The sequence below is a fragment of the Janibacter sp. CFPM2_SD2 genome (genome assembly GCF_057364645.1).
In genome coordinates, this window is sequence record NZ_JBNFOF010000103.1 from 1 (window position 1) to 10702 (window position 10702).

A 10702-nucleotide genomic window follows, 5' to 3' on the forward strand; every position below is an offset into this window, starting at 1 on the left:
GGCCCCGCAGGTGCCGCAGGCGGACCCGGCGCAGCCCGGTGAGGGCGAGCTCGTCCTCGCCACCTGGCGCCTGCTGCTCGACAAGGGCAGCCTGCAGGACGGCGAGGCCTTCCTCGCCGGCACTGCCCAGGCGCCGCGAGCGCTCGTGTCGCCGGCGACGGCGCAGTCCTTCGGCCTCGTCGAGGGTGACCTCGTCACGGTGAGTGCCGAGGACCTGCGGGTCACCGTCCCCGTCGTCATCCGCGACATGGTCGACCACGTCGTGTGGTTGCCGACCCACTCGGAGAGCTGCGACCTGCGCAGCCTCTCCGGCCGAGCCGGAGCGATCGTCTCCGTGACGAAGGGGGGTGCGGCATGACGGGCATGACCCTCCTCGCCGCCGCAGCCGACAAGCCGGTCCCGGCGGACTTCAGCGACACCCCGCTGTGGCTCTCGCTCGTCAAGGCGCTGCTGCTCTTCGTCTACCTGCTCGTGTCGGTGCTGCTCGTCATCTGGTTCGAGCGCCGCGTCATCGGTCGCATGCAGCAGCGCCCCGGCCCCAACCGCAACGGCCCCTTCGGCCTGCTGCAGACCCTCGCCGACGGCATGAAGTCGATGTTCAAGGAGGACGTGCGGCCCAAGGCCGCCGACGCCCTGATCTTCACCATCGCGCCGGTGATCTTCGCGTCGATGGCCTTCGTCGGCTTCTCGATCATGCCGCTCGGCGGGATGGTCTGGATGTTCGGTCACCACACCCCGCTGCAGCTGACCGACCTGCCGGTCGCCGCGCTGCTCGTCCTCGCCGTCGCCGGCGTCGCCGCCTACGGCATCGTCCTCGGCGGCTGGTCCGCCGGCTCGACCTACCCCCTGCTCGGTGGCCTGCGGGCGACCGCCCAGCTGATCTCCTACGAGATCGCCATGGGCCTGGCCCTCGTCGCCGTCTTCATGTACGCGGGCTCGATGAGCACGAGCGAGATCGTCGCCGCCCAGAGCGACCTCTGGTACATCGTCCCGGCGTGCGTCTCCTTCGTCATCTACGTCATCACGATGGTCGGCGAGACCAACCGTCTGCCCTTCGACCTCGCCGAGGGTGAGGGCGAGATCGTCGGCGGGTACTTCACCGAGTACTCCGGCATGCGCTTCGCGATGTTCTTCCTGGGCGAGTACATCAACATGTTCACCGTCTCGGCCCTGGCGACGACGCTCTTCCTCGGTGGCTGGCAGGCGCCTCCCGGCATCGCCGCGATCGGCGACGGCATGCTCAACACCGGCTGGTGGGGCCTGCTGTGGTTCACCGTCAAGCTCTGGCTCTTCATGTTCTTCTTCGTCTGGCTGCGCGGCACCCTGCCCCGCACCCGCTACGACCAGTTCATGCGCTTCGGCTGGAAGTTCCTCATCCCCGTCACCGTCGCGTGGGTCATCGCCGTGGCCTTCATCCGCGGCGCCGACGCCGGCTTCTTCGGCGACGGGACGGTCGGCCTGCTCGGCCGCGAGTTCCCGATCTCGTCGCTGATCATCGTCGGTGTCCTGGGTGTCCTCGTCCTCGGCTCCACGTGGATCTGGGAGACGAAGGTCGACCAGCGCGCCCGCGAGGAGGAGCCGCCGCGGAGGTGCCCGAGGAGATCGACCCCTGGGCCGAGGGCTACCCCGTGCCGCCGCTGCCCGGCCAGCGCCTCGTCGAGGCGCCCCGAGGCGGGACGGCCATCGACACCCGGCCGGCAGCCCCTTCGACCGAGACCAGCACCCCGTCCACCTCCGAGGAGGAGCACCGTGGCTGACGACACCGCCAAGGGAGGGTTCTTCGCCGATCTCTTCGCCCCCGTGGCCGGCTTCGGCGTGACCTTCGCGACGATGTTCCGCAAGGTCGCGACCCAGGAGTACCCCGAGGTCAAGTGGCCCACCCAGCCGCGCTTCCACGGCCGCCACCAGCTCAACCGTCACCCCGACGGTCTCGAGAAGTGCGTCGGCTGCGAGCTGTGCGCCTGGGCCTGCCCGGCCGACGCGATCCTCGTCGAGGGCCGCGGCAACGACGACGAGCGGGGGCTGCGCTTCAGCCCCGGCGAGCGCTACGGGCACATCTACCAGATCAACTACCTGCGCTGTATCTTCTGCGGGCTGTGCATCGAGGCCTGCCCGACCCGGGCGCTGACGATGACCAACGAGTACGAGCTCGCCGACAACAACCGCGCCGACCTGATCTTCACCAAGGAGCAGCTCCTCGCGCCGCTCCAGGAGGGGATGCTCCCCGCGCCCCACCCGATGGTCGAGGGCATGGAGGAGCGCGACTACTACCAGGGCAAGGTCGCCACGGCCACGCCCGAGCAGCGCGAGTGGGTCGAGCAGCACGCGAGCTCGGAGGAGGGCCGATGACCGGCACCGGTGAGGCCGTCGTCTTCTGGGTCCTCAGCCTCGTCGCCGTCCCCGGCGCGCTCGCCCTGCTCTTCGCCCGCAAGGCGGTGCACGCGGCCATCGGCATGGTGACGACGATGATCGTCCTGGGCGTCTTCTACCTCCTGCAGGAGGCTCCCTTCCTCGGCGTCGTGCACATCTTCGTGTACACGGGCGCGGTGATGATGCTCTTCCTCTTCGTCGTCATGCTCGTCGGCGTCGACCACTCGTCCTCGCTCGTCGAGACGATCAAGGGCCAGCGTCTGCTCACCGTGCTCGTCTCGGTCGCCGGCCTGCTGCTGCTCTTCTCCGCCATCGGCCGGGTCGTCTACGAGGGCAACCCGACGCTCGCTGAGGTCAACGCCGACCCCGGCAACGTCGAGGCCATCGCCTACCTCGTCTTCGGTCGCTACGTGTGGCTCTTCGAGGTCACCGCCGGTCTGCTCACCGTCTCCGCGCTCGGCGCCATGGTCTTCGCGCACCGCGAGCGGATCATCGCCAAGCCGACCCAGCGTGAGTGGATGGAGCGCCGCTTCCGCGAGGGCAAGCACCTCTCCGGTCTTCCGGTCCCGGGCGTCTACGCGCGGCACAACGCCGTCGACACCCCGGCCCTGCTGCCCGACGGCAGCATCTCCGAGCTCTCGCTCAACCGCGTGCTCGTCGCCCGTGACCAGGTGACGACCCCGACGCGCTACCGCCAGCTCGAGGACACCGAGACCACCACCGAGGGAGGTGAGCAGCAGTGAGCCCGATGAACTACATCTACCTCGCGACGATCCTCTTCGTGATCGGTGGCGCGACCGTCCTGCTGCGACGCAACGCGATCATCGTCTTCATGGGTGTCGAGCTCATGCTCAACGCCGCCTCGCTCGCCTTCGTCACCTTCGCCCGTATGCACGGGTCGGTCGAGGGGCAGGTCATCGCCATGTTCGTCATGGTCGTGGCCGCCGCCGAGGTCGTCGTCGGACTGGCCATCATCATGGCCGTCTTCCGTGCCCGCCGCTCGGCCTCGGTCGACGACGCCAACCTGCTGAAGCTGTAAGGAGCCACCTTGCTCACCGACATCGCCTGGCTCCTCGTGGCCCTGCCCCTCCTCGGGGCGGCGCTGCTGCTCCTCGGCGGCCGCCTCACGGACTCCTTCGGGCCGCTGCTCGCGACCGCCCTGTCCTGGGGCTCCTTCCTCGTCGGCGCCGCCATCTTCGTCTCGATGCTCGGCACCTCCGCGGAGGAGCGCTCCGGCACCGTGCAGCTGTGGGACTGGGTCCCCGCCGGCAGCATCGACGTCACCGCCGGGCTGCTCGTCGACCCGCTCTCGGTCGCCTTCGTCCTGCTCATCACCTTCGTCGGGTCGCTCATCCACGTGTACTCGCTCGGCTACATGGAGCACGACCCCGACAAGCGGCGCTTCTTCGCCTACCTCAACCTCTTCGTGGCGTCGATGCTCCTGCTCGTCCTCGCCGACTCCTACCTGCTGCTCTTCGTCGGCTGGGAGGGCGTGGGCCTGGCCTCGTGGCTGCTCATCGGCTTCTGGAACCACAACCCCGCCTACGCCACGGCAGCCAACAAGGCCTTCATCGCCAACCGCATCGGCGACGTCGGCCTGATCCTCGCGATGACACTCATGCTCGCGACCTTCGGCACCGTCGACTTCGCCGCGGTCGACGCCGCGGTCGGGGGCGCGGGGGAGGGCGTGCTCACCGCGATCGGCCTGCTGCTCCTGCTCGGCGCCTGCGGCAAGTCGGCGCAGTTCCCCCTGCAGTCCTGGCTGGGTGACGCGATGGCGGGCCCGACCCCGGTCTCAGCGCTCATCCACGCCGCGACGATGGTCACCGCCGGTGTCTACCTCGTCGTGCGCAGCCACCACATCTTCGACGCGGCGCCGAATGCACAGCTCGCGGTCGTCGTCGTCGGCGCGATCACCCTCGTCTACGGAGCGATCGTCGGCTGCGCCAAGGACGACATGAAGAAGGCGCTCGCCGCCTCGACGATGAGCCAGATCGGCTACATGATGCTCGCCGCGGGTCTCGGCCCGGTCGGCTACGCCTTCGCGATCTTCCACCTCGTGACGCACGGCTTCTTCAAGGCCGGCATGTTCCTCGGTGCCGGGTCCGTCATGCACGGCATGGGCGACCAGGTCGACATGCGCCGCTTCGGCGGCCTGTCGACGGTCATGAAGATCACCTGGGTGACCTTCGGCCTGGGCTGGCTCGCGATCCTCGGGGTTCCCCCCTTCGCCGGCTTCTGGAGCAAGGACAAGATCATCGAGGCCGCCTTCGTCGGCGAGGGCTGGCGGCCGTGGGTCTTCGGACTCGTCGCGCTCCTCGGCGCCGGCATCACGGCCTTCTACATGTCGCGCCTGTTCTTCATGACCTTCCACGGCAAGCGGCGCTGGACCGACGACGTCGACCCGCACGAGTCGCCCCTGACGATGACGATCCCGATGATGGTCCTCGCCGTCGGCTCGGCCCTGCTGGGTCTCGTCCTCGCGACCGTCGCCCCGATCACGACCTGGCTCGAGCCGGTCCTCGGCCACGTCGAGCACCACGAGCCGGTGCTGCCGGTGCCGGTCCTCATGGCGGGCACGCTGCTCGTCGTGGCAGTCGGCGCCGTCTGGGCCTGGCTGGTCTACGGCCGCGACGAGGTCCCCGTCGTCGCGCCGGCCGGCAGCGCGCTCACCCGGGCGGCTCGCGCCGACCTCTACCAGGACGAGCTCAACTCGACCCTGCTGCAGTGGCCCGGCATCGGGCTCACCCGGGGTCTGACCTCCTCCGACCGTGAGCTCGTCGACGGCTCCGTGCTGAGCCTGTCCCGCGCGATCGAGATGACCTCCTCCTGGCTGCGCACGGCCCAGAACGGCTACGCGCGCTCCTACGCCCTGACGATGCTCACCGGTGTCGTCGTCTTTCTCGGTGCACTGTGGGTGATCAACTGATGGACAACCTGCCCTGGCTGACCCTGCTCATGGTCGTGCCGCTCGTCGGCGCGCTCGTGGTGGCGGTCCTCCCTTCGCGCAGTGCGCAGCTCGCCCGACCCATCGCCCTCGGGGTCTCCCTGCTCACCCTCGTGCTCGGCATCGTCGCGACCGCGACGAGCTTCAGCCGCGGCAGCAGCGAGCAGTTCCAGATGGTCGAGCGCCACGACTGGATCCCGCAGTTCGGCGTCAGCTACGCCCTCGGCGTCGACGGCATCTCGCTCGCCCTGATCCTCATGGCGCTCGTGCTCGTGCCGGTGTGCATCCTCGCCGCGTGGGACGACGTGCCCGAGGGGGGCGCCTGGCACAAGGGCTACTTCGCCCTGCTGCTCTCGCTCCTGCCCTTCATGGTCGGTGTCTTCTCCGCGATCGACGTCTTCCTCTTCTACGTCTTCTTCGAGGCCATGCTCATCCCGGTCTACTTCCTCATCGGGATGTACGGCGGCGCCCACCGCCAGGCCGCGGCGATGAAGTTCCTCCTGTTTTCCCTCGCGGGCGGGCTGATCATGCTCGTCGGCGTCATCGCCCTCTACCTCCAGGGCCCGGGCGGGTCCGAGGGCTTCCTCGTCGAGCGTCTCACCGGCCTCGAGATCGGCGGCTCGGCCGAGCGCTGGATCTTCGTCGCCTTCTTCATCGCCTTCGCGGTCAAGGCGCCGATGTGGCCGGTCCACACCTGGCTGCCCGACGCCGCCGCGGCCTCGCGGCCCGCCGTCGCGACGCTGCTCGTCGGCGTCCTCGACAAGGTCGGCACCTACGGGATGATCCGCTTCTGCCTCCAGCTCTTCCCCGAGGCGAGCCAGTGGGCGACGCCGGTCGTCGTCACCCTCGCGGTCATCTCGATCCTCTACGGGGCGATCCTGGCGATCGGTGAGCGCGACATGATGCGCCTGATCGCCTTCACCTCGGTGAGCCACTTCGGCTTCATCGTCCTGGGCATCTTCGCCTTCACGTCCGTCTCGCAGTCGGGCGCGAACTTCTACATGGTCAACCACGGCTTCGCGACGGCCGGCCTCTTCCTCGTGGCCGGCATGCTCATCGCCCGCCGCGGCAGCCAGCGCATCGACGACTACGGCGGCTGGCAGCGCGCCACCCCGTGGCTGGCCGGCTCCTTCCTCATCGCCGGGCTCGCCACCCTGTCGCTGCCGGGTCTGTCGACCTTCGTCTCCGAGTTCCTCGTCATCGCCGGGTCCTGGTCGCGCCAGCCGGTTGCGACGGCCTTCGCGGTGTGGGGCGTCGTCCTCGCCGCGATCTACGTGCTGCTCATGTACAAGCGGATCTTCACCGGCCCGCCGCCGGTCGTCGTCGGTGACGCCGAGGCCGAGGCCGGAGCAGACGACCTCGCCGTCGCCGCCCGGACGCAGGAGGCCACGCCGCGCGCGCGCTGCCCTACCGTGCGGGCCGACCTCGACGAGGGCGTCACCCCGGCCCGGCTGTCCGCGCCGCTGCGCGACCTCGGCTGGCGGGAGAAGGCCGTCGTGGCCCCCGTCGTCGTGGCCCTCGTCGTGCTCGGCTTCTTCCCCAAGCCGGTGCTGGACACCCTCGACCCGGCGGTCGAGCGGACCCTCCAGATCGTCGGCGTCAGCGACCCGGCCCCGTCCGCCCCCGCCGACGCCGGCTCGACCTCCGGGAGTGACCACTGATGACCCTGACCGTGCCCGCGGCCTTCGAGGCCGCCGACATCAGCTACCAGGCGCTCTCGCCGATGATCGTCCTGCTCGTCGGGGCCTTCGTCGGGGTCCTCGTCGAGGCCTTCGCGCCGCGCAGCACCCGCCACCTCGCGCAGGTCGTCGTCTCGGTCGCCACGATCGTCATCGCCTTCGTCGCGCTCGTCCTCACCGGTGACTCCGCCGGGGTGACCGTCGGCGGCACCGTCGCCATCGACGACCCGACCCGATTCATGCAGGGTGCGCTGCTCGTCCTCGGGCTGCTCGGCCTGCTCGTCATGGCCGACCGGCTCGGCGGCGACACCGCCGATGCCTTCACCCCCATGGGTGCCGCGAGCCCGGGCTCGACGCTCGAGTCCCAGGCCGCGCGCAAGGGCTGGTCGACGACCGAGGTCTTCCCGCTCGCGCTCTTCGCCCTCGCGGGCATGCTGCTCTTCCCTGCTGCCAACGACCTGCTGACGATGTTCGTCGCGCTCGAGCTGCTGTCGCTGCCGCTCTACCTCATGTCGGGCCTGGCCCGCCGCCGTCGCCTGCTCTCGCAGGAGGCGGCCCTGAAGTACTTCCTCCTCGGCGCCTTCTCGTCGGGCTTCTTCCTCTTCGGTGCGGCCCTGCTCTACGGCTACGCCGGCTCCATCGACCTGGCCCGCATCGCCGCGGCCGCGTCGACCTCGACCGGCGACCTCGAGGGGCTGCTCCTGCCGGGCGTCGTCATGGTGCTCGTCGGCCTGCTCTTCAAGGTCGGCGCCGTCCCCTTCCACTCGTGGACCCCGGACGTGTACCAGGGCGCCCCGACCCCGGTCACCGGCTTCATGGCCGCGTGCACCAAGCCGCGGCCTTCGGTGCCCTGCTGCGTCTGCTCTACGTCGTCTCGAGACCACCCGCTGGGAGTGGCGGATGGGCGTCGTCGTCATCGCCGCCCTGACGATGGTCATCGGCGCGGTGCTCTCGGTGACCCAGACCGACATCAAGCGGCTGCTCGCCTACAGCTCGATCGCCCACGCCGGCTTCATCCTCGTCGGACTGATCAGCTTCGACCGCACGGCGGTCGAGGGTGTGCTCTTCTACGTCGTCGCCTACGGCATCACGACGATCGCCGCCTTTGCGGTCGTCAACCTCGTGCGCGAGCGCGGGGCCGAGGCGACCCACCTGTCGCAGTGGGCTGGGCTCGGCCGGGCGCACCCCTACATCGCCGGGACCTTCGCGCTCTTCATGCTCGCCTTCGCCGGCATCCCGCTGACCTCCGGCTTCACGGCCAAGGTCGCCGCCTTCATCCCGGCGGTCGAGCACGGTGGGCTCTCCGGTGTCCTGCTCGTCGTCATCGGCGTGCTCATGTCGGCCGTCACCGCCTTCGTCTACATCCGCCTCATCGTGCTGATGTTCTTCACCGAGCCGGGCGGTGAGGTCACCGTCGCGGCCCCGGCTACGCTGTCCCTCGTCGTCATCGGCATCGGCGTCCTCGCGACGATCGCTCTCGGTGTCTTCCCCGGTCCGCTCCTGGAGCTGGCCCAGCAGTCCAGCGTCTTCATCCCGAGGTGACCATGACCAGCGCAACGCCCCCTGTCCTCGCTCTGCCGGAGGCCAGTGACGCGTTGAGCTCGAGGCTGGCCGAGGGGCTCGAGCGGGTCGAGGCCCTCATCGTCGAGCGCACGCGCAACGAGGACGACTTCATCACCGAGGCCAACCTCCACCTCGCCCGTGCCGGCGGCAAGCGGTTTCGTCCGGTGCTGACGATGCTCGTCGCCGAGCTCGCGAGGGCATCACCGACGAGGTCGTCGCCGCGGCCGCCGGCGTCGAGCTGACGCACCTGGCGAGCCTCTACCACGACGACGTCATGGACGAGGCCGACCTGCGGCGAGGCGCCCCGAGCGCCAACGCGAAGTACGACAACTCGACGGCGATCCTCGTCGGTGACCTGCTCTTCGGCACGGCGTCCGACATCATCGCCGACCTCGGCGCCGACGCGGTCAAGATCCAGGCGCAGACCTTCATCCGGCTCTGCTCGGGCCAGATCCGCGACGACCGGCCCTGCCCCGAGGGCACCGACCCGCGCGAGTACTACCGCGGGGTCCTCGCCGACAAGACCGGCGTGCTCGTCGCGACCGCGGCGCGCTACGGCGCGATGTACGGCGGCTGCCCGCCGCAGGTCGTCGAGCTGGTCACGGAGTACGGCGAGCAGCTGGGCATGGCCTTCCAGCTCGTCGACGACATCATCGACATCGCCAGCGAGTCGGGCGAGACCGGCAAGACGCCGGGCACCGACCTGCGCGAGGGCAAGCGCACCCTGCCGGTGCTCAATGCCCTGGCCTCGAGCGACCCGGCTGACGCCGAGCTGCAGGAGCTGCTGCGCTCCGAGCTCAAGGACGACGACGAGCGCCTCGAGCGCACGCTCGAGCTGCTGCGGGTCCACCCCGGCATGGCCGCGGCCCGCGAGGAGACCCTCGAGGTCGGCCGCCGGGCCACCGCCTCCCTCGACGTGCTGCCGGACAGCGACGCCAAGACCGCGCTCCTCGCGCTCATGGACGGCGTCATCCACCGCGTCGGCTGACGAGGGGCGAGCCCGGCACGGGATCGAAGGGAGGACCGGACCGGTCCTCCCTTCGTCACGTCATACCGGCTCGACCGGCTCCAGGGACTCGCACTCGTCGGCGGGCCGCCGCCGACGCCGCGCGGAGGCGAGCGAGTCGACCGTCAGGCAGGCCAGGGCGACCCAGACGATGGCGAAGCCGATCCACCGGGCCGGCTCGAGATGCTCGCCGAGGAGGGTCACGCTCACGACGAGCTGGAGCACCGGGGTGATGAACTGGATGAGTCCGATCGTCACGAGCGGGATGCGCCGGGCCGCCTCGGCGAAGAGCAGCAGCGGGATCGCCGTGACCACGCCCGCCGAGACGAGCAGCAGCGGGTGCCACGGGGCGTCGATGGTGAAGGTCGACTCGCCGGTCGCCGTGAGCCACCAGACGAGCCCGAGCGCCGGCGGCAGCAGGAAGATCGTCTCCGCCGACAGGGAGTGCAGGGCGGGCAGGCTCGCGCCGAGGCGCTTCTTGGTCAGGCCGTAGCCGCCGAAGGTCATGGCGAGCACGAGGGAGATCCACGGCAGCCCGCCGCCGGCGACGGTGAGGTAGAGCGCCGCGAGGGCGCCGATGCCGACGGCCACCCACTGCAGGCGCCGCAGCCGTTCGCCGAGGACGAGGACGCCCAGGGCGACGGTGACGATGGGGTTGAGGAAGTAGCCGAGCGCCGCCTCGCTCGTGCGGCCGGTGCCGACGGCGTAGACGTAGACGAACCAGTTGCCGGCGATCAGGTAGGCGGCGATGCCGACGCCGAGGGCCAGCCGCCCGCGCAGGCGACGCACGAGCGCGACGAGCTCGTGCCGCAGCAGCAGGACGATCACGCACAGGGCGAAGGTCCAGATGATCCGGTGGGCGAGGATCTCCACCGAGCCGGAGGGGCGAAGGGCGTGGAAGTACAGGGGGAAGAGGCCCCAGATGCCGTAGGCGAGCCAGGCGGCGATGATGCCGCGGCCGTCGCGAGAGGGTGTCACCCGGCGAGGCTACTCCGGGCCGGCGGGCCGCACCGACCGGTCAGGACGGCACCTCGGCGACGACGAGGAGGGCGGCGTCGCGGGGCCCGTGGTCGAGGTGGATCCGGTCGTCGCTCGTGACGAGCACGACCCGTCGGGGTGCCGGCGGCGGGGGCGGGG

Annotated in this window: 9 protein-coding genes and 3 pseudogenes; 10 read left to right on the plus strand and 2 right to left on the minus strand. The window is 70.3% G+C overall.

Translation table 11 applies throughout. The annotated features are described in order from the left end of the window. The 7 genes and pseudogenes from AC2W7J_RS10715 to AC2W7J_RS10745 form a co-directional block, all read left to right on the plus strand. On the plus strand, positions 1-358 hold a 358-nt coding region (locus tag AC2W7J_RS10715; protein ID WP_485982345.1), incomplete at its 5' end, for a molybdopterin dinucleotide binding domain-containing protein. A 5-nt stretch (positions 359-363) separates the two neighbouring features. Then, positions 364-1530: pseudogene (gene nuoH, locus AC2W7J_RS10720) on the plus strand (NADH-quinone oxidoreductase subunit NuoH); the annotation flags it as partial. A gap of 219 nt (positions 1531-1749) precedes the next feature. Further along, on the plus strand, positions 1750-2349 hold the full coding sequence (nuoI, locus tag AC2W7J_RS10725; protein WP_255185277.1) for an NADH-quinone oxidoreductase subunit NuoI: 600 nt from the start codon (positions 1750-1752) through the stop codon (positions 2347-2349). Then, positions 2346-3113 carry an NADH-quinone oxidoreductase subunit J gene (locus AC2W7J_RS10730; protein WP_255185278.1) on the plus strand — a complete coding sequence of 256 codons (768 nt, stop codon included), beginning with the start codon at positions 2346-2348 and terminating at the stop codon, positions 3111-3113. Before nuoI ends, AC2W7J_RS10730 begins: the two co-directional genes overlap by 4 nt. Next, on the plus strand, positions 3110-3409 hold the full coding sequence (nuoK, locus tag AC2W7J_RS10735; protein WP_084449949.1) for an NADH-quinone oxidoreductase subunit NuoK: 300 nt from the start codon (positions 3110-3112) through the stop codon (positions 3407-3409). The genes AC2W7J_RS10730 and nuoK overlap by 4 nt, the downstream gene beginning before the upstream one ends. A 9-nt stretch (positions 3410-3418) precedes the next feature. After that, entirely contained in the window at positions 3419-5299 is a 1881-nt protein-coding gene (nuoL, locus tag AC2W7J_RS10740) for an NADH-quinone oxidoreductase subunit L (RefSeq protein WP_485982348.1), read from the plus strand. Then, a complete protein-coding gene (locus AC2W7J_RS10745) occupies positions 5299-6978 on the plus strand; it encodes an NADH-quinone oxidoreductase subunit M (RefSeq protein WP_485982350.1) in 1680 nt (559 codons plus the stop codon). Before nuoL ends, AC2W7J_RS10745 begins: the two co-directional genes overlap by 1 nt. A gap of 43 nt (positions 6979-7021) precedes the next feature. Here AC2W7J_RS10745 and AC2W7J_RS10750 read toward each other — a convergent pair whose 3' ends face one another. Then, a complete protein-coding gene (locus AC2W7J_RS10750; RefSeq protein ID WP_485982352.1) occupies positions 7022-7429 on the minus strand; it encodes a hypothetical protein in 408 nt (135 codons plus the stop codon). Between the two features lie 76 nt (positions 7430-7505). Between AC2W7J_RS10750 and AC2W7J_RS10755 the strand changes: the two are divergent. The 3 genes and pseudogenes from AC2W7J_RS10755 to AC2W7J_RS10765 all read left to right on the plus strand — a co-directional run. Beyond that, a pseudogene (locus tag AC2W7J_RS10755) lies at positions 7506-7763 on the plus strand (proton-conducting transporter transmembrane domain-containing protein); the annotation flags it as partial. A 133-nt stretch (positions 7764-7896) separates the two neighbouring features. After that, positions 7897-8538 (plus strand): proton-conducting transporter transmembrane domain-containing protein, encoded by a 642-nt coding sequence (locus AC2W7J_RS10760; RefSeq protein ID WP_485982354.1) that lies wholly within the window; start codon positions 7897-7899, stop codon positions 8536-8538. Between the two features lie 2 nt (positions 8539-8540). Further along, positions 8541-9547, plus strand: a pseudogene (locus AC2W7J_RS10765) (polyprenyl synthetase family protein). Between the two features lie 60 nt (positions 9548-9607). Here AC2W7J_RS10765 and rarD read toward each other — a convergent pair. Beyond that, a complete protein-coding gene (rarD, locus tag AC2W7J_RS10770) occupies positions 9608-10543 on the minus strand; it encodes an EamA family transporter RarD (protein ID WP_255185283.1) in 936 nt (311 codons plus the stop codon). Positions 10544-10702 lie beyond the last annotated feature (159 nt).

Bases quoted from the DNA above. Each gene is read 5' to 3' on its own strand.
- AC2W7J_RS10730 (WP_255185278.1), top strand. From the start codon at position 2,346: ATGACCGGCACCGGTGAGGCCGTCGTCTTCTGGGTCCTCAGCCTCGTC.
- AC2W7J_RS10745 (WP_485982350.1), top strand. From the start codon at position 5,299: ATGGACAACCTGCCCTGGCTGACCCTGCTCATGGTCGTGCCGCTCGTC.
- AC2W7J_RS10760 (WP_485982354.1), top strand. From the start codon at position 7,897: ATGGGCGTCGTCGTCATCGCCGCCCTGACGATGGTCATCGGCGCGGTG.
- AC2W7J_RS10750 (WP_485982352.1), bottom strand. From the start codon at position 7,429: ATGCCCGCGAGGGCGAAGAGCGCGAGCGGGAAGACCTCGGTCGTCGAC.